This window comes from Pseudomonas sp. PDM18 (genome assembly GCF_014852585.1).
In the GTDB taxonomy this organism is placed as follows: Bacteria; Pseudomonadota; Gammaproteobacteria; order Pseudomonadales; family Pseudomonadaceae; genus Pseudomonas.
Window position 1 is genome coordinate 276,510 of record NZ_JACVBX010000003.1, and the last position, 22,372, is coordinate 298,881.

The window sequence follows — 22,372 nt, forward strand, 5'->3', positions numbered from 1 at the left end:
AGAGGCGCGCCATTTTACGTATATCGAAACGCCTGTCAACACTCTGATCCAAAAAGTTTTTCTCTGCTTTGCAGCGGGCCGGGCTGATTGCTATATCTGCATGGATAAATTCGAGTGATCCACCGCGGGTGCTAACGGAACGATCACGCACAGGATGGCCATGAGCAACAAGGACACCCCACCACCCTCCCCCATCGCCAGCCGGATGATCCAGCCGCGCTTCGGCGAGCTGGTGCAGGGCTGCCGTCAGTTGGCGATGAATCACCTCGCCGAGCTCCTGGGTAATGTCTTTGCTCAGGTGGACGACACACTCTTCGAATGCGCCGAGAAAGCCGAGAACAACCAGGTCCAGGCACTGTTCTTCGACGCCATGCGCGAAGTTCGCCGCGAGCGCCCGAACCTCGAGCGTTTCTACCACCAGCGCATCGCCCAGGGCCTGAGCGACTTCCTCGAGGGCAAACTGCCTCTCGCGGAGCCGTTGGAAGAGCTGGATATCGACCAATTGACCCTGGTCGGCAACGACGAATATGAAGAAACGCTGCTGGTGACCAACATGGTCAACCAGGTGCGCGCCCACTGCGCCCAGCAACTGTTCGCACTGGATCAGCGCCTAGCGCTACTCAACAATGGCAGCAAGCTGGGCGAGGACCGCAATCCCTTTGGCCCGCAGGCCATTGCCCAGGCGTTTCGCGACATCCTGGCGCGTAGTGCCTTCCCGTTGCGGATCAAGACCATCCTTTATGTGCTGTTCGATCAGCAGGTCATGCAGCATCTGCAACCTTTATATGAGCAGTTGAACAAGCGCCTGGCCGAGGGCGGTGTCCTACCCAACCTGAAGTACCGTCCGCAAGCGCAGCGACAGACCTCCCCACCCCCGCCGCGCCCGGCTGTGGCCGAGAAAAACACCGCGACGACGAGCGGCGGAGCGGCGGCACCACCGACCTACGCCGCGAGCGACCTGCCGGATATGCCTCCGGGAGACCGCAACGCCCTGTTCGGCGGCCTCGCAGTGCTGCTCGCCGAACACCGCCGGCGCGGCGACAAGGCCACGCTGTTCGGCAGCACCCAGAGCATCGTCAGCTTCGGACCGCGTTCGGCCACCACAACCTACAGCGCCAACGAGCTGCTGGAGGCGCTGAACCGACTGCAGCGCGAGTCTGCCCAAGAGTTGGCCCACCGGCTGCGCCATCCGCAGCCTGTCGATGCGCTGAAGGCCGACCTGCAGCGCCAGCTGGAAGCCGGCAGCGCGCAACCGAACAACACCCGACTGACCGACCAGGAAGCCGATGTCATCGACCTGGTGGGCATGGTCTTCGACTTCATTCTCGACGACGAGAACCTGCCCGACAGTTGCAAGACCACGCTTTCCCACCTGCATACGCCCTTCCTCAAGGTGGCGCTGCTGGATAAGCAGCTGTTCACCCAACATCATCATCCTGCGCGCAAGCTGCTCAACGCCATGGCCCAGGCCGGCGTGCTGTATGGCGGCGAGGGAGAGGAGCGCGCGCTGCTGGCGAAGATGCACTGGATTGTCGAACGGGTGATCCAGGACTTCGTCGGTGACCTGGCGCTGTTCGACACCCTGCTGGGCGACTTCAACGAATACGTCACCAACCTGAGGCAGAAGGTCGAGCTGCGCGAACGCCGCGCCATGGAGGCCGCGCGCGGCCGCGATCGCCTGCTGGCGGCGCGGGAGCAGGCGCTGGATACCATCGCCAAGGTGACCCACGACCGCGACCTGCCGGAGCTGGTGCGCAACTTCCTGGAAATGAGCTGGTGCGATGCTCTGACGTTCATCGTGCTACGCAGCGGTGAGCACAGCGAAGAATGGAAGCGCGCCTGCGAAGTCGGCGAACAGCTGGCCTGGAGCGTGACGCCGCTGGACGCAGCCGACCGCGAGCACCTCCAGGCGATACGCCTGGCGCTGCTGGAAGAGCTGCGCAAGGGCCTGGAGGTGCTCGGTGGTTACCACGAGGACGGCATCCGCCGGTTGCTGCAGGACCTGGTCGCCTGCCAGCACGCAATCCAGGCGCAGCAGCCCCAGGTCGCTGCGCAGCTCAAGCAGGACCTGCCGGAAAGCCCGTTGGGCGCCATGCTCGGCGCCGAGGGGCACACTCTGGTCAAACCCAACGGCGAAGCGTTGTCCGAACGCGTGCGGGTATTGATGAAGGAACTCAGTCACCTGGAATTCGGCACTTGGTTCGAGTTCAGCGACACCACCCCGGCACGCCGGCTCAAGCTTTCATGGTTCAGCCCGACCACGCGCAACTACATGTTCGTCGACCACACCGGGCAGCGGGTGGCGGTCAAACCGATAGTGCAGTTGGCCCAGGAGATGGAAGCGGGCAAGGTCCGCCTGGTGCCGACGGAACAGTCCGCCCCGCTGATGGATCGTGCCCTGAATGCGATCTACCGGGTCCTGCAACGCTTTACCTCCGGGCGCAGCCCGGCCCAGACCTGAAGGAGCAGTCGATGAGTGAGCGTCGCCAGCACAGCCGGCAGCAGACCGGGCTGACCGTGGAAGTCTTCGACCGCCATTCCAGGCGCAGCCTCGGTCGGCTCGCCGACCTGTCCGCCGAAGGGTTCATGCTCTGTGGCGTTGAGGTTCCGGAGGCCGACTCCGTCTGGGATTGCCTGCTCGTGCCGGCACCGCCGCTGGACGAGATCGGCGAAATCCAGCTCGGCGCCGATTGCCTGTGGAGCCGCGCCGGCACCGACGGCCAACTGGGCTGGGCGGGTTTCCACATCATCGATATCGCCGAGGATCAGGCCGAACTGATCGAGCAACTGCTGGTCATGCTGGGCGGAGCCCGTGAAACCGGCTGACCGCCGAAACACCTGTAGGAGCGCCGTGTCCTGCGGTTCGCGAGCAAGGGCTAGGCGCCCCCTCGGTCCTACAAATAGCCAAAGAAAAAGCCCGCCAATTGGCGGGCTTTTTCGTGGGGCATGGATCAGGAGAAGACGATCTCGTCGTTCTGGACTTTGGCGTGGATCTGGGTGCCAGGGTTGAACCGGCCGGCCAGGATCAGTTGCGCCAGCGGGTTCTCGATCCAGCGCTGGATCGCACGCTTGAGCGGCCGCGCGCCATATACCGGGTCAAAGCCCACGGCGATCAGCTTGTCCATCGCCTCCTCGCTCAGCTCCAGACTCAGCTCACGCTCGGCCAGACGCTTGCGCAGACGGCCCATCTGGATGCGGGCGATGCCGGCGATCTGCTCGCGGGCCAGCGGCTCGAACACCACCACTTCGTCGATCCGGTTGATGAATTCCGGACGGAAGTGCAAATTCACCGCGTCCATGACGGCCGCATGCTGGGCTTCACGGTCGCCGACCAGTTCCTGGATCTGCGCTGAACCGAGGTTCGAGGTCATCACCACCACGGTGTTGCGGAAGTCCACCGTACGGCCGTGGCTGTCGGTCAGGCGACCATCTTCGAGCACCTGCAGCAGCACGTTGAAGACGTCCGGGTGGGCCTTCTCGACTTCGTCGAGCAGCACCACGGAGTAGGGTTTGCGGCGCACGGCCTCGGTCAGGTAACCGCCCTCTTCATAACCGACGTAGCCCGGAGGAGCACCGATCAGGCGAGCCACGGAGTGCTTCTCCATGAACTCGGACATGTCGATGCGCACCAGCGCTTCCTCGGTATCGAAGAGGAATTCGGCCAAGGCCTTGCACAGCTCGGTCTTGCCCACCCCGGTCGGGCCAAGGAAGAGGAACGAGCCGCTGGGGCGATTCGGGTCCGCCAAGCCTGCACGGGAACGGCGCACGGCGTTGGAGACGGCCACCACGGCCTCGTGCTGGCCGATGACGCGCTTGTGCAGCTCGTCTTCCATGCGCAGCAGCTTCTCGCGCTCGCCTTCGAGCATCTTGGACACCGGGATGCCGGTCCACTTGGCGACGACTTCGGCGATTTCCTCGTCGGTCACCTTGTTGCGCAGCAGTTGCTTCTCGGTCTGGCCGTGCTGGTCGACCATCTGCAGGCTGCGCTCCAGGTCCGGGATTGTCTGGTACTGGATACGGGCCATGGTTTCCAGATCGCCCTTGCGCCGCGCGGTTTCCATTTCCTGCTTGGCCTGCTCGATCTTCTGCTGGATCTGCGCGGAACCCTGGACCTCGGCTTTCTCCGATTTCCAGATTTCCTCGAGATCGGCGTACTCGCGTTCGAGCTTGGCGATGTCTTCTTCCAGCTTGGCGAGGCGCTTCTTGGTGGCCTCGTCATCTTCCTTCTTCAACGCCTCGCGCTCGATCTTCAGCTGGATCAGGCGGCGATCCAGGCGATCCAGTTCCTCCGGCTTGGAGTCGATCTCCATGCGGATGCGGCTGGCGGCTTCGTCGATCAGGTCGATGGCCTTGTCCGGCAGCTGGCGGTCGGTGATATAGCGGTGACTAAGCTTGGCCGCGGCGATGATCGCGCCGTCGGTGATGGTCACGCCGTGGTGCACTTCATAGCGCTCTTTCAGGCCACGCAGGATGGCGATGGTGTCTTCCTCGCTCGGCTCATCCACCAGGACTTTCTGGAAGCGGCGCTCCAGGGCGGCGTCCTTCTCGATGTACTGGCGGTATTCGTCCAGGGTGGTGGCGCCCACGCAGTGCAATTCGCCACGGGCCAGGGCCGGCTTGAGCATGTTGCCAGCATCCATGGCGCCTTCGGCCTTGCCGGCGCCGACCATGGTGTGCAGTTCGTCGATAAACAGGATGATCCGGCCTTCCTGCTTGGACAGCTCGTTGAGGACGGCTTTCAGGCGCTCCTCGAACTCGCCACGGAACTTGGCGCCGGCGATCAGCGCGCCCATATCCAGGGCCAGCAGACGCTTGTCCTTCAGGCCGTCCGGCACTTCGCCATTGACGATGCGCTGGGCCAGGCCCTCGACGATGGCGGTCTTGCCGACGCCGGGCTCGCCGATCAGTACCGGGTTGTTCTTGGTGCGGCGCTGCAGGACCTGGATGGTCCGGCGGATTTCGTCGTCACGGCCGATCACCGGATCGAGCTTTCCGTCTTCGGCGCGCTTGGTCATGTCGACGGTGTACTTGTCCAGCGCCTGGCGCGAGTCTTCGGCATTCGGGTCGTTGACCGCTTCACCGCCGCGCAGGTTGGCCACGGCATTCTCCAGGGCCTTCTTGGAGACGCCCTGGCTGGTCAAGAGCTTGCCGAGCTTGGTGCTGTCGTCCATAGCGGCGAGCAGCACGAGTTCGCTGGAGATGAACTGGTCGCCCTTCTGCTGCGCCAGGCGGTCGGCCTGGTTGAGCAGGCGCGCCAGATCCTGCGACAGGTTCACGTCGCCAGTGGGGTTCTGGATCTTCGGCAGCGTGTCCATCTCTTTATTGAGGGAGGCACGCAGCGCAGGGATATCGAAGCCGACCTGCATCAGCAGGGGCTTGATGGAGCCACCCTGCTGCTCGATGAGCGCGGACAGCAGGTGCACAGGCTCGATGGCCGGGTGGTCATGTCCAACGGCCAGGGACTGGGCATCGGAGAGTGCAAGCTGGAGCTTGCTGGTCAAACGGTCGATTCGCATGAGGGTCGTCCTTCCTTTCTATAGCGGGCCGGAGCGATGAGTGCCCCTGGTCACGACTAACCCGCCGGGATGTCAGATAGATAAGGACGATTTTGGTCGGTTCAAGCCATTTGGCCATGACACCCGTCAGTTAGTGCCTTCGAAAGGACCTCAGGAATGGAGTTGAACCTGTAAGAGCGCGCTTGCTCGCGAACCTCGCCTGACACAAAGGTATCCAGCTGTTCGCGAGCAAGCTCGCTCCTACAAACAGACTGTCAGGCCAACCAGATCAGGCTGGCAAGTCGGCCGGTGCGGGAGCTGCGGCGGTAGGAATAGAAACGCTCGGTGTCGGTGAAGGTGCAGAAATCCCCACCATAGACGGCAGTCACCCCTTTCGCCGCCAGGCGGATGCGCGCCAGCTCATAGATGTCGGCCATGAATTTGCCAGCATTGGCGCTTGGCACGAAGGCGCGTGCGGCTTCGGCGTGGTCCGCCAGGAAGGCTTCACGCACTTCCGCGCCGACTTCGAAGGCCTGCGGGCCGATGGACGGGCCGAGCCAGACCAGCAATTCCGCCGGCGCGACGCCCATGGCGTCCACGGCCGCCTCCAGCACGCCGCCCGCCAGCCCGCGCCAGCCGGCGTGGGCAGCACCGACACGGGTCCCCGCGCGGTCACAGAACAGCGCCGGCAGGCAATCGGCCGTCATGATGGTGCAGGCGATGCCGGGCGCGGCGCTCCAGCTCGCATCCGCGGTGGCGACGACGGAAGGATCGGCCTCGACGACATCGATGCCATGCACCTGGCTCAGCCAGGCCGGCTGGCAGCCCAGTTCGGCAGTCAGGCGGCGGCGGTTCTCGGCGACGGCGGCCGGCTCGTCGCCGACGTGGTCACCGAGGTTGAAGCTGTCGAAAGGCTCGACGCTGACGCCGCCGGCACGAGTAGTCACGCAGGCGCGGACGTTCGCCGGGGCCGGCCAGTCAGGCGCCAGCCAGGGACTCATACGAAAGACTCGTTGTCCTGCCGCAGCAGGCTCAGCAGCCAAGTGAAATCATCCGGCAGCGGCGACTCCCACTTCATGCGCACGTTGGTGGCCGGGTGATCCAGCTCCAGGAAGCGCGCGTGCAGGGCCTGGCGAGGGAAATCGCGCAGGGATTCGACGAGGGTTGGGCTGGCCCCCGGCGGAATGCGGAAACGCCCGCCGTAAGTGGGGTCGCCTACCAGCGGGTGGCCGATGTGCGTCATATGGACGCGGATCTGGTGGGTACGCCCGGTTTCAAGCTTCACCCGCGTGTGGGTATGCGCACGGAAGCGCTCCAGTACGCGGTAATGGCTGATGGCGACCTTGCCGGTCTCAATCACCGCCATCTTCTGGCGCTGCACGCCGTGACGGCCAATGGGCGCGTCGACGGTGCCGCCGGCGACGATCACGCCGGTGACGATGGCTTCATAGATGCGGCTGACGCTACGCGCCTGCAACTGGGCGACCAGGTTGGTGTGCGCTTCCAGGGTCTTGGCCACCACCATCAGGCCGGTGGTGTCCTTGTCCAGGCGGTGCACGATGCCGGCGCGCGGCACGTTGGCCAGGTGCGGCACGTGGTGCAGCAATGCGTTGAGCAAGGTGCCGTCCTGGTGGCCGGCGGCGGGGTGAACCACCAGGCCGGTCGGCTTGTCGATGACCAGGATCTGGTCGTCTTCATAAACGATGTCCAGCTCGATGTCCTGGGCAACCCATTCACCCTGGGCCTCCAGTTCGACATCCAGTTCGAGGCGCGAGCCGGAATGGACGATGTCGCGCGGCCGCAGCACAGCGCCATCGACCTTGAGACGGCCGTCCTTGATCCAGCCAGCCAAGCGCGAGCGGGAGTGGTCGGAGAAGAGCTGGGCGGCGACCTGGTCGAGACGCTGACCACCGAGGTCGAACGGCACTTCTGCCGCGAGTTGGATGATATTGGACATGACGGGACACGAAGGGCGCGCGGCCTTTTGGTTCGGCTGCACGCTGTGGTTAAATACGGGGCCTTTGTCCCAGGGGTATCCCTGGGGCGCCAATCATAACAGACGGTTGCGGCCGCGACAGCCGACCGTCCAGGGACGCAACTCGCCATGCAAGTGAAACACCTGCTGCTGATCGCCATCCTCGCCTTCGTCACCGCCTGCTCCTCCAAGGGCGAGAAGGTGGATGAGAACCTGAGCGAAAGCCAGCTGTACCAGCAGGCACAGGACGACCTCAACAACAAGAGCTACACCAACGCCGTCGCCAAGCTGAAGGCGCTGGAGTCCCGCTATCCGTTCGGCCGTTACGCCGAGCAGGCCCAGTTGGAACTGATCTACGCCAACTACAAGAATATGGAGCCCGAGGCCGCCCGCGCCTCCGCCGAGCGCTTCATCCGTCTGCACCCGCAGCACCCGAACGTCGACTACGCCTACTACCTCAAGGGTCTGGCGTCCTTCGACCAGGACCGTGGCCTGCTGGCGCGCTTCCTGCCGCTGGACATGACCAAGCGCGACCCAGGCGCCGCCCGCGACTCTTTCAACGAGTTCGCCCAACTAGTCAGCCGCTACCCGAACAGCCGCTACGCCCCGGACGCCAAGGCGCGCATGATCTACCTGCGCAACCTGCTGGCGGCCTACGAAGTGCACGTCGGCCACTACTATCTGAAGCGCCAGGCGTATGTCGCCGCCGCCAACCGTGGCCGCTACGTGGTCGAGAACTTCCAGGAAACCCCGGCCGTCGGCGATGGCCTGGCGATCATGGTCGAGGCCTATCAGCGCCTGGGCCTGAACGACCTGGCCGATTCCAGCCTGGAAACCCTGAAGGCGAACTACCCGGACAACGCCAGCCTCAAGGATGGCCAGTTCGTTCCGCGTGAAGACGAAGCCGACAACCGCTCCTGGCTGGCCAAGGCCACCCTGGGCCTGATCGAAACCAACGATGCCCCGCCGCACATGGAAACCCAGGCATCCAAGGACGTGATCAAGCAGTACGAAGACGCCGAACAGCAGATTCCGGCTGAACTCAAGCCCGAGAACCAGAGCGACGTGCAGGAAGAACAGCACGAGTCCGAAGGCAACGCTGGCGGTAGCGACCGCTCCTGGTTCAGCTACATGACCTTCGGCATCTTCGACTGATACCGGCAGGTTCGACGAAAAAGGGAGGCTTCGGCCTCCCTTTTTCATTGGCGCAAAGCACGGACGCTTTACCCATCCCCAGGCGGGTGCGCGCACGGGCTCACTGTGCGGCGCCGCGTGGCTTGGATAAACTGCCACTCTTTGTGCACAAGGGATTGCCATGACCCGTCTGCTGTTCTGGATCGCCCTCTTCGCCTTCGGCTGGTGGTTGTGGCGCAAAGCTACCCGGCCGGCCCGTCCTGTCGAGAAGTCCAAGGGCGACGCCCCGGCCGCGCCGATGGTCCGCTGTGCGCAGTGCGGCGTGCATGTGCCGCAGAGCCATGCCCTGCAGGACGAGAACCAGTGGTACTGCAGCCGCACACATCTCGAACAGGACCGCACCGACCGTGGTCGCTGAAGGCATCTCGCTCACGGGGCAGGGCCTGCGGGTCCTGCGCCTGTATCACCTGTATCGCCTGACCATAGGGCTGGTGCTGGTGCTGCTTATTTCCAGCAGCCTGGACGATGAGCTGCTGAAGCTGGCCCACCCCGAACTGTTCCACGTCGGCTGCTGGATCTACCTGGTCCTCAACATTCTGATCGCGGTGCTGATGCCAACACCGCGACAACTCTTGCCAATCTTCCTCCTGGCGGCACTGGACATACTCCTGCTCAGCGCCCTGTTCTATACCGCAGGCGGCATTCCCAGCGGCATCGGCAACCTGATGGTGGTTGCCGTAGCCATCGCCAACATCCTGTTGCGGGGCCGCATCGGCCTGCTTATCGCCGCGATCGCCGCCATCGGCCTGATCTACCTGACCTTCTACCTGAGCCTCAGCCAACCCACAGCCATCAATCATTACGTGCAGGCAGGCGGGCTGGGCGCCCTGAGCTTCGCCTCGGCCCTGCTGATCCAGGCCCTGGCGCGGCGCCAGCAGATCGTCGAGAGCATCGCCGAGCAACGCGCCACCACGGTGGCCAACCTCGAAGAGCTCAACGCGCTGATCCTGCAGCGCATGCGCACCGGCATCCTGGTCCTGGGCGATCGCCACCGGGTACTGCTGGCCAACCAGAGCGCCACCACCCTGCTGGGTGGCCACGACCTTCCCGGCCATTCGCTGGCCGAGTACAGCCCGCCCCTGGTCTCCAGCCTGCAGCAGTGGCAACAGAACCCCGCGCTGCGCCCGCCAAGCCTGCAACCCGTGGAATCCGGCCCGACCGTACAGCCAAGCTTCATCCCGCTGCGTCGGGACAACGAACAGCACATCCTGATGTTCCTCGAAGACATCTCGCAGATCGCCCAGCAAGCCCAGCAACTCAAGCTTGCCGCCCTGGGCCGCCTCACCGCGGGCATTGCCCATGAGATCCGCAATCCGCTGGGCGCCATTAGCCATGCGGCGCAGTTGCTGCTGGAGTCCGAAGAGCTGGACAAGCCCGACCGGCGCCTGGCGCAAATCATCCAGGACCAGTCGCGGCGCATGAACCTGGTCATCGAGAACGTCCTCCAGCTGTCGCGCCGGCGCCAGGCCGAGCCGCAACTGCTCGACCTGAAGTACTGGCTGCATCGCTATGCCGGCGAGATGCGCGAAGGCCTTCGGGAAGGCCAGCAGATTCACGTGGAAACAGGCCAGGGCACCGTGCAGACGCGCATGGACCCGCACCAGTTGACGCAGGTACTGACCAACCTCGTACAGAATGGGTTACGGTACAGCACTCAGAAGAACGGCACCGGCCAGGTATGGCTGCGATTGTTCCGCGACAGCGAGACCGACCTGCCCGTACTCGAAGTCCTCGATGACGGCCCCGGCATCGCCAACGAACAGCGGGGGAAGCTGTTCGAGCCGTTCTTCACCACTGAAAGCAAGGGCACCGGCCTTGGCCTGTACATCTCCCGCGAGCTGTGCGAAAGCAACCAGGCCCGGCTGGACTACAAGACGCGTGACGAAGGCGGCAGCTGCTTCCGCCTCACCTTCGCCCACCCGCGCAAACAAAGCTAAGAAGACGCAAAGAGCATGAGCCGTCAAAAAGCCCTGATCGTCGACGACGAACCCGACATCCGCGAGCTGCTGGAGATCACCCTCGGCCGCATGAAGCTGGACACCCGCAGCGCCCGCAACGTCAAGGAAGCCCGCGACTTCCTGGCCCGCGAACCCTTCGACTTCTGCCTCACCGACATGCGCCTGCCCGATGGCACCGGCCTGGACCTGGTGCAGTACATCCAGCAGCGCCATCCGCAGATGCCGGTGGCGATGATCACAGCCTTCGGCAGCCTCGACACCGCGGTGCAGGCTCTCAAGGCCGGCGCCTTCGACTTCCTGACCAAGCCGGTCGACCTTGCCCGCCTGCGCGAGCTGGTGAATTCCGCCTTGCGTCTGCGCTCGCCGGAGGCCGAGGAAGCGCCGGTGGACAGCCGCCTGCTCGGTGATTCGCCACCCATGCGCACCCTGCGCAACCAGGTGGCCAAACTCGCCCGCAGCCAGGCGCCGGTGTACATCAGCGGCGAATCCGGCAGCGGCAAGGAGCTGGTGGCCCGACTGATCCACGAGCAGGGCCCGCGCGAGAGCCAGACCTTCGTGCCGGTCAATTGTGGCGCCATCCCGTCCGAACTGATGGAGAGCGAATTCTTCGGCCACAAGAAAGGCAGCTTCACCGGTGCCGTGGAAGACAAGCTCGGCCTGTTCCAGGCGGCCAACGGCGGCACGCTGTTCCTCGACGAAGTCGCCGACCTGCCACTGCCGATGCAGGTCAAGCTGCTGCGCGTCATCCAGGAAAAGGCCGTGCGCGCCGTGGGCGGACAGCAGGAGGTCGCGGTGGACGTGCGCGTCCTCTGCGCGACCCATAAGGACCTGGCCGCCGAAGTGGCAGCTGGCCGCTTCCGTCAGGACCTCTACTACCGACTGAATGTCATCGAACTGCGGGTTCCGCCGCTGCGCGAGCGCCGCGAAGACATCCCGCTACTGACCGACCGCGTCCTCAAGCGCCTGGCCGGGGACAACGGACTGGCTGCCGCGACGGTCAGCCCCGATGCGCTGGAGAAGCTCAAGAGCTACCGCTTCCCCGGCAACGTTCGGGAACTGGAAAACATGCTGGAGCGCGCCTACACGCTCTGCGAGGACGACGTCATCCAGCCTCACGACTTGCGCCTGGCCGAAACCAGCACGGCGGACAGCGGTGGTGATGCAAGCCTGGCGCAGATCGACAACCTTGAGGATTACCTCGAGGACATCGAGCGCAAGCTGATCATGCAGGCGCTGGAAGAGACGCGCTGGAACCGGACAGCGGCGGCGCAGCGCCTGGGCCTGACCTTCCGCTCCATGCGCTACCGCCTGAAGAAACTGGGGATCGACTGATCCCCGTCCGCTTTCAGACAATGGGCGTCGCCACCAGGCGCCCTTCTGGCGCATAGGGTGCCGCTTCGATGATCGGCTGACGCTTCTGCATCAGGTCCGCCAGCAACTGGCAGGACGCCGGCGCCAGCACCAGGCCGTTGCGGTAATGGCCGGTGTTCAGCCACAGTCCACGGTGACCGGGCACCTCGCCGATGAAAGGAATGCCCTGCGGCGAGCCCGGACGCAGTCCGGCCCAGTGCTTCACCGGCGCCATGCCCTTGAGCGCGGGGAGCAACTCCTCCGCCGATGCACGCAGGCTGCTCAGAGCCTCGTCCGACGGGGTCTTGTCGAAACCGGCGTGCTCCAACGTACTGCCCACCAGAATGTGCCCGTCGCGACGCGGAATCGCGTAGCGACCTTTGGCCAGCACCATGCTGGAGAGGAAATCCGGGGCGCAGCGATAGAGAATCATCTGCCCCTTCACCGGCTCGACCGGTAGTTCCAGCCCCAGCCTTGCCAGCAAATCGCCGCTCCAGGCGCCGGCCGCCAGCACCACAAAGTCGGCAGTGAAATCACCCTGCGCCGTGCGGACGCCCTTTACGCTGCTGCCGTCCTTGAGGAAGCCGGTCACCTGCACCTGTTCCTGCACACTCACATTCGGCAGCTGCACCAACGCCTGGCGCAGCGACTTGGCCAGGCGCGGGTTGCGCACATTGGCCACGCCCGACATGTACACCGCGCGCTCGAAGCCTTGCCCCAACACCGGGACAGCCTCACGCACGGCTCCGATTTCCACTTCCGAAAGCGGGCGGCCATGGGTCCTGGCCCACGCCAGGGCTTCGGCCTGGTCGTCCAGGTCCAGCCAGTAGAGACCGGTGACGTGCACTTCCGGATCGAGCCCGGTATCAGCGAGCAGACGCTCGCCCAGCTGGGGGTAGAAGTCCTGCGACCAGTGGGCCAGGTTGGCGACCGCCGCGCTGTAGCGCCACGGATAGAGCGGCGAGACGATGCCGCCGCCGGCCCAGGACGCTTCGCGCCCGGTCTCGCCCTTTTCCAGCAGCACCACCGCAGCCCCTGCCTGGCCCAGAGTCCAGGCAGTCAGCATCCCGACCACCCCACCGCCCACCACGATCACGTCCGGCATACCACGCCCCACATCACAGGAAAATCACCGGCCCATCGCCGGCCGCACACTATACCGGGCATGGGCTGACGACGGAGCACGATGGAAGTCAGTGCGGCATCGGACCGCTCCTACAGCGCCTGTCCAACTCGCTGGCAGGCGCAGGCTATCCGGCAACCAATACTTCCCGCTCCTCAACTGCCCGGAAGCGAACCATGGCCAAGGAGCAATCTACTATCAGTGAGCAGGGCTTCACCCTTGTCGAGCTGCTGTTCACTCTCGCGATACTGGCGATCGCACTCTCCATCGCAGCCCCAGACTTCAGCGAACTCCTGCATAACCAGCGGGCAAGCACAGCCACCCAGGAACTGCGCAATGCCCTGAACTTCGCCCGCGAATCGGCCGTGCACAGCGGGCAACCGATCAGTATCGCCGCGACCCATGGCGACTGGGCTGCCGGCTGGGAGGTTTTCGCCGACTCCGCCAATAGCGGCGTCCGCCCCCCTCAGCAACAGCCACTTGCGGCCCACGGCCCCCTGAGCGGTATCAGCATCCGCACCGACAGCACCTCGCGCCGCTACCTCCACTTCACCCCGCGCGGCAACGCAATCCAGCCCAAAGGCGCTTTCCACGCTGGCACGCTGACGCTCTGCGGCGCGGGCCGAACGAGTTATCACATCGTGTTCAACAAGGCGGGACGCATCCGCACCGAGGCAGGAAACACCGAGGACTACTGCCCCCGCTGACCGACTTCTCACCCCTTGCGCGACGGTGTTCACAGAACCTCGGCGGGCATGACCGAACATCGCCGTAATACGAACGGTCATCCATAGAAAAAAGACATTTCCCACACGACTAGGCAGCATTGCCGCTATCGAAAATGTGAGGAATGCGCCATGTCGCGCCCCAAGGAGCAAGCCGGGCTTACGCTGGTGGAGCTGGTCACTGTGATTGCGATTATCGCAATCCTCGCCTCCATTGCCTTTCCGAGCTTTCAACGCACGCTCGCGAGCAATCGAGTGACGTCCACCTCCAACAGTCTGCTCGGCCTGCTGCAACTCGCCCGCAGCGAAGCGATGACCATGGGGCGGACGGTGACCGTCTGCCCCAGCACCGACCAGGCCACCTGCACCCAAGGCGCCACCTGGAACAACGGCATGATCGCACTGCGTAACGGCAGCAGCACCCCGGTGCGGATAGTGCCGGACATCAGCAACGGCACTTCGGTCAGCGCCAGCAGTGGGGCGAACAGCGTCAGCAGTCTGACCTTCAATGCTAACGGCACCATCAGCGCCGCCACCTCCTTCGGCATCTGCAACAGCAGCGGCCACGTCGCGCGACAGATTGACGTCAATCTACTTGGCCACGCCACCATCGTTGCGGGGCAATGCCCATGAAACGCCAGTCCGCCGGTTTCACCCTGCTCGAAGTACTGATTGCCATGTTGATCCTGGCCATCGGCCTGCTCGGTATGGCCAGCCTGATGATCACCAGCCTGCAGAACAACCAGGGCGCCTATACCCGCGCCCAGGCCACCGTGCTGGCCTACGACATAGTCGAACGCATGCGTGCCAACCGTCCGCAGGCAGAGCTGGACAGCTCCCCTTACGTGCTCGCCAGCGGCAGCCCGGCCGCCAGCGCCAAGGACTGCCAGCAGAACGGCTGCAGCCCGTCGGAAATGGCCGCCTGGGACATGGCGCAATGGTGGGCTGACATGCAGACGAGCATTCCCGGTGCCACCGCCACGGTCACCCAGATAACCGGACGAAGTTACGAGATCAACCTGAGCTGGAAGGAAACCTCATCGGCTCGGGGCGCCGGCACCACGCCTGATACGCTGACCTACAAACTGAGAACCGACCTATGACGTACGCGTATCCACAGCTAGCGATGCCTCGGCAGCAAGGCTTCTCGCTGATCGAGCTGATGGTGGCGATCGTCCTCGCCAGCCTGCTGATCCTAGGCGTGACCCAGCTCTACTCGAACTCGGCAGCGACCGACCGCACCAACTCCGCCCTGGCCCGCGTGCAGGAGAGCGGTCGCACGGTGCTCGAACTCATCCGCCAGGACACTTGGCGAGCGGGATTCGAGGGCTGCATCAACCCGCTCACGCTGACCAAGGTCGGCAACGTCACTTTCCCTGACGACACGGTGATAGCACAGACTAACCCGCTTGGCGTGACCCTGCGCTATGCCTCACGCGACAACACGGGCACCAGCTTCCCGCAGAAAGACTGCGACAACTCCCAGCTGTATCTGCACGAAGTCACTTACGCCAACTGTTCCGGCAACCAGGCGGGCATCTGCGTCACCAGCAACGGGGGAGCGGCAACCCAGCTCACGGCCGATGTCACCATCAGCGCGATCCGCTATGGCGTGCCAAACAAGGCAGGAACCTCGGTTACCTGGAAGGACAGCCCTGTGGCTGAGGATCTCCCCCGTACCACCGCGCTCCAGGTTTCGGTTCGTGCGACCGATACCAAGCAGGAGATCACCCGCGACTTCAGCTCCACGGTCATGATCAGGAATCGCTCGCAATGACTTCCCGCACCCCGCAACGAGGCATGGCCCTGCTGGTCAGCCTGATGCTCCTGCTGCTGCTGACGGTAATCGCCATCAGCGCCGCCAACATGTCCTCCGTGCAACAGCGCATGGCGATCAACAGCCAGAACCAAAACGTCGCCTTCCAGGCGTCGGAGAGTGGCCTGGCGGCATGGATCACCCATTACGTGAAGACTGGCATCCCCCTCGTAACCACCGAGGAACCACTTAAGGATGATGAAAACGACGAAGTGGTGGCAAAGTTCGCTGTGTCCTCTTCCGATCCGATCATCCTGCCCCCAGGCGTCGGAGCCTCCATCGGCACCGAGAACCCCGAGTTCCGCACCTACCCCATTACCAGCCTTGCTGTCGCCTGCGGCAGCGACTCCAGTGCCTGTGATCCCGCGACGGACAACGGGCATGCGCGTGCAAAGCACATGCAGGGCTACGAACAACGCCGGGTCAAGTAACAGGAGCGCCCATGAACAGAACCCCGAAAATCCGCTCCCTGCTGATCGGCATGCTCGCGACCGGCCTGATGTCCTCGGCAACCCTGAGCTATGCCGACGACACCGAGATCTTCTTCGGCGGCCCAGCCATCGACAGTGGTATCCGCCCCAACGTGCTCTTCGTGCTGGACAATTCCGGCTCCATGGCCTGGCGGACCGACAGCAACGACAACCCGTCGGGCGGCCAGTCCTCGCGGATGACGATCCTCAAGGGCGCCTTCTCCGACATCATTCAGAGCGTCAAGGGCATCAACGCCGGCGTGATGGTGCTGAACTCGCGTACCGAATACGACGGTACGCGCATGGTGTTCCCGGTGGAAAACATCGACGACATCATGCCCAGTTCGGTCACCCAGGTAGCCAACGCCCCTGAACTGCTCGACAGCGTGGGCGACGGCACCGAACGTACCGACGTGAGCAGCGCACCTGTACTGGACGACCCCAGCCTGGTGATGGGTTACGTGGGGGTTAACATCGACACCCCTGGGTTGAAGGATGTGCCGCTCACTGGTTCCAACGCTTTCTTCAGCAGCACTGCGTATAACACCGCACCGGCTGCGGCGGATTACGCCTGCAACGTCGCAGCGACCAGCAATCGCACGAACTGCAAAGCGGTCACCAGCATGAACGTCCGCAACTCCACGGCGGGTATGACGGCTTTGCTGCTGATCAAGGGCGTCAACCTGCCTCCGAATGCGACGATTCAGAGCGCCGTGCTGCAGCTGACGCCGACCAACAGCAATAACGGCACTCCGCCGCAGTTGAGCATTCGCGCCCAGCGAAGCAAGACGCCGGCAGACCTCAACGACGATCAGAAACTCGGCAGCAACCGCACCTTCAGCACCACCGCAACCAGGGTCACGGCGACCACCTGGAAAAATGGCAGCAGCGTCCAGTTCAACGTCTTGCCACTGATCACCGACATCCTGGCGACGAACCCCGTAGCCGACCCTATCGGCGACGTACTGCTGGCCTTCCGCGCCAGCCAGAACAACGACTACACCTTCTGTGCCTCGGGCTGCCCGACTGCTTCGGCGCCGCGCCTGATCATCAATTACACCACGCCGACCACCCAGACACAGACCCGTGTAGGTGCGATGCGCTTCGAGAACGTCTCGATTCCTCAGGGCGCCACCGTCACCTCTGCCCGCCTGGACTTTGTACCGGCCTCCTCCAGCAGCCAGGCTGTGACCTTCCAAGTCAAGGCGCAGCTGAGCAGCGACGCGCCAGTACTCAGCACCGGCGAGCACTTTGCCAACCGCACCAAGACCACCGCGCTGACCAACTGGCAGGCGCCGGAGTGGATCACTGAAAACCCGCCCGTTTATGTGGACGGCCCCGATGTCACCGGACAGGTGCAAGAGGTCGTAAACCAGACAGGCTGGTGCGGCAACAACGCGATGGCCTTCTTCCTCACCCCGAGTACGGGAACGGGATCGCGCACCGCCTATAGCTATGACGGTGGCACCGGCCTTCAGCCGCGCCTGACCATCTCCTACACCGGCGGGACCAACGGTTGTCTCAACCCTATTCTGGAAGCCCGGGTTACTGACCAGAAGAACGACGCCTATGAGAACCGAAACGGAGGTATGAACCTCGCCGGCAACAGCCTAACGCTGAACCGTGCCTATGTCGGCGCACGCTATGAGGGCCTGGCGCTCAACCGCAACGCCAACATCCTTGACGCCCGGGTGATCCTGACCCCGGCTTCGTCCTCCAACTCGCCCAACGCATCGACCACGATCAGCTTCGAGGCGGCGGACAACTCCGCGGCCTTTACCTCCGACACCAGCAACCTGAGCAACCGAAATCGCACTAGCACCGCCACATGCAATATCAACAATGCGGGCGGCGGATGGACTGCCAATACTCCGTATATCTGCCGCGACGCAGCGATCAAGACTTCACTGCAAGCGGTGGTCAACCGCAATGGCTGGCAACCAGGAAACGCCGTCACGCTGTTGCTCAACCAGGGCTCGGATACCAGCCTGAGCGTACGCGCCTATGAAACCAACCCGTCGCAGTCGATCAAGCTGCGCATCAAGGTGGCAAACGGCGGGCTCGGAGTCAGCACCAACACAGTGCGCAACCATCTCGACGCTCTCGTGCAGAACATGACTGCCAAGGACGGTACGCCGATCGTGCCGACTTACCTCGAGGCTACGCAGTATCTGCGGGGCGAGCGCAGTGGTTACAGCTCGCCGATGACCAGCGCCTGCCAAGCCACTCACGTCGTGATACTCACCGATGGTCAGGCCAACAACAACACCAGCGATGCCAAGAATGCGATTGGCAGCCTGATCGGCAAGAATTGCACCGGCGATGCCAGCGACGATGGCGAACGCTGCGCAAGGTCCCTGGCCGGCTGGCTGTCCGCAAATGACCAGTCCGCATTCGACGGCGACAACTACTTCATCACCCACACCGTCGGTTTCGCCCTGGATGCCAGCGGCGGCACGGCCAGCACTAACATCAAGAACTTCCTGCGCGATGTGGCCAGCCAGGGCAAGGGATCGTTCTATACGGCTACCGACGCGGCTCAGCTTTCGGCGGCATTCAATGCCATCATCCAACAGGTATTAGCTACCGACACCACCTTCGTCAGCGTCAGCGCACCGGTGAACTCATTCAACCGCGCGGACAACAAGGACGAGCTGTACTACTCACTGTTCAAACCCTCGGAAAACGATCGCTGGGCGGGCAACGTCAAGCGTTACCGCTTCGCTACACCGAGCAACGGCGACACCTCCATCGCGCAGATCGTCGACGCCGACGGCACTCCGGCCATCGATGCCAACACCGGCTTCTTCCGCAATACGGCACGCAGCTTCTGGAGTGCCACGGCGGACGGTAACAACACCGCCGCAGGCGGCGCTGCTGCAGTGCTCCCGCTGGCCGCCTCGCGTCACCTGTACACCTACACCGGCTCCTCGCCGAGCGCTCCGGTAACGCTGAGCACTGGCAACAACAACCTGCTCGATACTGTCAACACGACCCTCACCGCGGAGATGCTCGGTGCGGCTGACGCCACCGAACGGACCAATCTGATCAGCTATATCCGCGGCATCAACCCCGCCGACAGCACCCAGCGCAAAGCCATGGGCGATCCGCTGCACTCCTCGCCTCGCCTTGCGACCTGGTCTTGTAACGTTGCACTGTCGAGCGATGGCAGCTGCAGCGATGCCGACCAGAGCGTGGTCGTGGCGAGCAACGAAGGCTTCCTCCATGTTATCAACTCCAAGACGGGTGTCGAGCAGATGGCCTTCATGCCCAAGGCCCTGCTGAGCAATATCAAGCCGCTCTACAACAACACTCGCTCGACCAGCCAGAAACCACGCCCGTATGGCCTCGATAACACGGTCACCCTGTGGGTCAACGACGCGAACAACAACGGCGTGATCTATGGCGGCAAGGACCCGCTGACTGGCAACGACATTAGCGGCCTGAACACCGGCGAATTCGTCTATGCCTACGTCACCATGGGCCGTGGCGGCCGTGACGTGTACGCCCTGGATATTACCGACCGGAGCGCACCGCGCCTGATGTGGCAGATCCTCGGCGGCACCACCACCGGCTTCAGCAAGCTCGGTCAGACCTGGTCGGCCCCCGTGAAGACCCAGATCCAGGTGGGTACGGCGAGCGACAGCAACCCGCCGAAGGATGTCCTGATTTTCGCTGGCGGCTATGACGTCGACCAGGACAACGCCAGCGTCCGCACCAGCGATGACCAGGGCAACGCCCTGTACATCGTCGATGCCAAGACCGGCGCTCTGATCTGGTCGGCCAGCAACGACAGCTCGGCCACCAAGACGCTGACCAAGATGAACTACAGCATGCCAGGGCGCGTACGGGTCCTCGACCTGCAGAAGAACACCCAGGGAGCACTGATCTCGGACAGCCAGCAATTGGCCGACCAGATATTCATCGGTGACCTCGGTGGGCAGGTCTGGCGCTTCTACATCAACAACGGAAGCTCTGGCACCAACCTGGTAACCCCTGGCGGCAACAGCGGTGACGGCGTCTTCGCCAACATCGTCCCGGCCGATACCACCAGCGAGACCGCTGCCGACCGCAAGGCCAAACTGCGTCGCTTCTACAACGAAGTGGACGTCGCCCTGCTCAACGACAGCGGTACCCTGGCGCTCGCGGTGAACGTGGGCTCCGGCTATCGCGGCCACCCGCTGGACAAGAATGCCCAGGACCGCTTCTACTCATTCCGCACGCAGAACATTACCAAGCCTGCCAGCGGCAATGAAGGCACCATCACTGAGGGCGACCTATACGACGCCTCTGCCAACCTGGTGCAGAAGGGTACGGAGGACGAGAAAGCCGCTCAGTTGGCCTCTCTGAAAGCGGCTAAGGGCTGGTATATCAAGATGAACAGCCAGGACGGGGAAAAGGTCCTTACCCGCTCCGTGACCCTCAATGGCAAGCTGTTCTTCAACACTTACCAGCCCACTGCAGTCTCCAACTCCTGCCAGGCTGCCGTCGGCCTGAACCGCTCCTACGAGGTAAATATCCTCGATGCGACGCCGACCATCGTGAACAGCAGCGACCCGTCGGACCGCTACAAGAACAGCTTGGCTAACGGCGGCCTCGCTCCTGACCCGGTAGTCTTCTGCCAGGGCTCGAGCTGCTACGTGAACGCCGCAGGTACCGGTTATTCGGTCGTTGGCCAGAATGGCAGCACCACCGGCCAGTTCAAGCGAGTCCTGCTGGACAACGATCCCCGCTCGTTCTGGATCGACCAGACCCCATGAGCCCAACAACCCAGGTTGCAAGCATGCACAAGGAACAAGGTTTCACTCTGGTAGAACTGATGATCGTGGTCATCGTGGTCGGCGTACTCACGGCGATCGCCTTTCCCAGCTACCAGGCCCATATAAGGCGCGGTGCCTGCGAGGACGGCAAAGGTGTACTGCTGGGAGCGGCTAACGTCATGGAGCGCTACCGTGCCCAGAACAACACCTATTCGTCGGCAACTGCGGCGGACCTCGGCGCCTACCAGCACGCCCCTATCGACGGCAGCCGCAAGAACTTCGATATCGCGCTGAGCGACCTGACTGATACCGGCTACACCTTGACAGCCACCGCCACGGCCGACGGCGTCCTCACCAGCGGTGACGAGCTAGAACTGAACTCTTCCGGAGCTCGGATCGGAACAGGAACTTTGATCAACGCCTGGAACACCTGCAGCAATCTTTGACCTCTGCTGCCAATAAAAAACCCGCTTTCGCGGGTTTTTTATTATTCGGGAAACGGCTCAGATCGCCTTCACCCGCAACTCCTTGGGCATCGAGAAGGTTATGTTCTCTTCGCGCCCATCCAGCTCGACTTCAGGCTCCGCGCCCCAGTCACGCAGTTGCTGGATCACGCCGCGCACCAGCACTTCCGGAGCCGAGGCACCAGCGGTGATGCCGATGCGCTGCACGCCATCAAACCACTCCTTCTGCATGTCCTCGGCACCATCGATCAGGTAGCCGGGGGTGCCCATGCGCTCGGCCAGCTCGCGCAGGCGGTTGGAGTTGGAGCTGTTCGGGCTGCCGACCACCAGCACCAGGTCGCACTGGTCGGCCAGTTCCTTCACCGCGTCCTGGCGGTTCTGGGTGGCGTAGCAGATGTCGTTCTTGCGCGGGCCCTGGATGTTCGGGAATTTCGCACGCAGGGCGTCGATCACCTTGGAAGTGTCGTCCATCGACAGGGTTGTCTGGGTGACGAAGTGCAGCGCTTCAGGATTACGCACCTCCAGCGCCGCCACGTCTGCCTCGTCTTCCACCAGGTAGATGGTGCCGCCATTGGAGGCATCGTACTGGCCCATGGTGCCTTCCACTTCCGGATGACCCTCGTGGCCGATCAGGATGCATTCGTGGCCGTCGCGACTGTAGCGCACGACTTCCAGATGCACCTTGGTCACCAGCGGGCAGGTGGCATCAAAGACTTTCAGGCCGCGGCTCTCGGCTTCCTTGCGGACGGCCTGGGAAACGCCGTGGGCGCTGAAGATGACGATGGTGTCGTCCGGCACCTGGTCAAGCTCCTCGACGAACACGGCGCCGCGGTTGCGCAGGTTCTCCACCACGAACTTGTTGTGCACCACTTCATGGCGCACATAGATCGGCGGGCCGAAGACGTCGAGGGCGCGGTTGACGATCTCGATCGCCCGGTCGACGCCGGCGCAGAAGCCGCGGGGATTGGCGAGTTTGATTTGCATGGTGGCCTCGGGTGCTACGCAAGCCGGCCCACGAGGGGCCGATAGGAATACTTCGCCT

The 22,372-nt window shown here is 63.5% G+C and carries 18 protein-coding genes; 13 read left to right on the forward strand and 5 right to left on the reverse strand.

All coding sequences use genetic code 11. From position 1 onward, the window contains the following. The first annotated feature begins 160 nt into the window (after nt 1-160). Together IB274_RS09240 and IB274_RS09245 are read left to right on the forward strand one after the other, a co-directional pair. Complete coding sequence (locus IB274_RS09240; protein WP_192431670.1) at nt 161-2,461, forward strand: DUF1631 domain-containing protein; 2,301 nt, start codon at nt 161-163, stop codon at nt 2,459-2,461. Between the two features lie 11 nt (nt 2,462-2,472). After that, nucleotides 2,473-2,826 (forward strand): PilZ domain-containing protein, encoded by a 354-nt coding sequence (locus tag IB274_RS09245; protein ID WP_192431671.1) that lies wholly within the window; start codon nt 2,473-2,475, stop codon nt 2,824-2,826. Between the two features lie 125 nt (nt 2,827-2,951). Here the strand turns inward: IB274_RS09245 and clpB are convergent, their stop codons facing one another. The 3 genes from clpB to rluD form a co-directional block, all read right to left on the reverse strand. Further along, nucleotides 2,952-5,516 carry an ATP-dependent chaperone ClpB gene (clpB, locus tag IB274_RS09250; RefSeq protein WP_192431672.1) on the reverse strand — a complete coding sequence of 855 codons (2,565 nt, stop codon included), beginning with the start codon at nt 5,514-5,516 and terminating at the stop codon, nt 2,952-2,954. A gap of 254 nt (nt 5,517-5,770) precedes the next feature. Further along, on the reverse strand, nt 5,771-6,496 hold the full coding sequence (pgeF, locus tag IB274_RS09255) for a peptidoglycan editing factor PgeF (protein ID WP_192431673.1): 726 nt from the start codon (nt 6,494-6,496) through the stop codon (nt 5,771-5,773). Beyond that, entirely contained in the window at nt 6,493-7,452 is a 960-nt protein-coding gene (gene rluD, locus IB274_RS09260; RefSeq protein WP_192431674.1) for a 23S rRNA pseudouridine(1911/1915/1917) synthase RluD, read from the reverse strand. The genes pgeF and rluD overlap by 4 nt, the downstream gene beginning before the upstream one ends. A gap of 147 nt (nt 7,453-7,599) precedes the next feature. Between rluD and IB274_RS09265 the strand changes: the two genes are divergently transcribed. The 4 genes from IB274_RS09265 (at nt 7,600) to IB274_RS09280 (ending at nt 11,954) form a co-directional block, all read left to right on the forward strand. Next, complete coding sequence (locus tag IB274_RS09265) at nt 7,600-8,625, forward strand: outer membrane protein assembly factor BamD (RefSeq protein ID WP_192431675.1); 1,026 nt, start codon at nt 7,600-7,602, stop codon at nt 8,623-8,625. A 160-nt stretch (nt 8,626-8,785) separates the two neighbouring features. Then, entirely contained in the window at nt 8,786-9,022 is a 237-nt protein-coding gene (locus IB274_RS09270; RefSeq protein ID WP_192431676.1) for a PP0621 family protein, read from the forward strand. Next, a complete protein-coding gene (locus tag IB274_RS09275; RefSeq protein ID WP_192431677.1) occupies nt 9,012-10,601 on the forward strand; it encodes a sensor histidine kinase in 1,590 nt (529 codons plus the stop codon). Before IB274_RS09270 ends, IB274_RS09275 begins: the two co-directional genes overlap by 11 nt. A gap of 15 nt (nt 10,602-10,616) precedes the next feature. After that, nucleotides 10,617-11,954, forward strand: coding sequence for a sigma-54-dependent transcriptional regulator (locus IB274_RS09280; RefSeq protein ID WP_192431678.1), 1,338 nt, complete (start codon nt 10,617-10,619; stop codon nt 11,952-11,954). A 13-nt stretch (nt 11,955-11,967) separates the two neighbouring features. Here IB274_RS09280 and thiO read toward each other — a convergent pair whose 3' ends face one another. Next, nucleotides 11,968-13,077 (reverse strand): glycine oxidase ThiO, encoded by a 1,110-nt coding sequence (gene thiO / locus IB274_RS09285; protein ID WP_192431679.1) that lies wholly within the window; start codon nt 13,075-13,077, stop codon nt 11,968-11,970. Between the two features lie 194 nt (nt 13,078-13,271). Here thiO and IB274_RS09290 point away from each other — a divergent pair, with 194 nt between their 5' ends. The 7 genes from IB274_RS09290 (at nt 13,272) to IB274_RS09320 (ending at nt 21,312) form a co-directional block, all read left to right on the forward strand. Next, a complete protein-coding gene (locus tag IB274_RS09290; RefSeq protein ID WP_192431680.1) occupies nt 13,272-13,802 on the forward strand; it encodes a GspH/FimT family pseudopilin in 531 nt (176 codons plus the stop codon). Between the two features lie 150 nt (nt 13,803-13,952). Beyond that, nucleotides 13,953-14,453 carry a GspH/FimT family pseudopilin gene (locus IB274_RS09295; RefSeq protein WP_192431681.1) on the forward strand — a complete coding sequence of 167 codons (501 nt, stop codon included), beginning with the start codon at nt 13,953-13,955 and terminating at the stop codon, nt 14,451-14,453. Continuing rightward, complete coding sequence (pilV, locus tag IB274_RS09300) at nt 14,450-14,923, forward strand: type IV pilus modification protein PilV (RefSeq protein ID WP_192431682.1); 474 nt, start codon at nt 14,450-14,452, stop codon at nt 14,921-14,923. The genes IB274_RS09295 and pilV overlap by 4 nt, the downstream gene beginning before the upstream one ends. A gap of 23 nt (nt 14,924-14,946) precedes the next feature. Beyond that, nucleotides 14,947-15,597: a PilW family protein gene (locus tag IB274_RS09305; RefSeq protein WP_192431683.1), complete on the forward strand. Its 651-nt coding sequence runs from the start codon at nt 14,947-14,949 to the stop codon at nt 15,595-15,597. Then, nucleotides 15,594-16,067, forward strand: a complete 474-nt coding sequence (locus IB274_RS09310) for a PilX N-terminal domain-containing pilus assembly protein (protein WP_192431684.1) — start codon at nt 15,594-15,596, stop codon at nt 16,065-16,067. The genes IB274_RS09305 and IB274_RS09310 overlap by 4 nt, the downstream gene beginning before the upstream one ends. Before the next feature lie 11 nt (nt 16,068-16,078). Continuing rightward, entirely contained in the window at nt 16,079-20,866 is a 4,788-nt protein-coding gene (locus tag IB274_RS09315) for a pilus assembly protein PilY (protein ID WP_192431685.1), read from the forward strand. Nucleotides 20,867-20,889: 23 nt separating this feature from the next. Next, a complete protein-coding gene (locus tag IB274_RS09320; RefSeq protein WP_192431686.1) occupies nt 20,890-21,312 on the forward strand; it encodes a type IV pilin protein in 423 nt (140 codons plus the stop codon). A 57-nt stretch (nt 21,313-21,369) separates the two neighbouring features. Here the strand turns inward: IB274_RS09320 and ispH are convergent, their stop codons facing one another. Continuing rightward, nucleotides 21,370-22,314 carry a 4-hydroxy-3-methylbut-2-enyl diphosphate reductase gene (gene ispH / locus IB274_RS09325; RefSeq protein ID WP_192431687.1) on the reverse strand — a complete coding sequence of 315 codons (945 nt, stop codon included), beginning with the start codon at nt 22,312-22,314 and terminating at the stop codon, nt 21,370-21,372. Nucleotides 22,315-22,372: the final 58 nt, after the last annotated feature.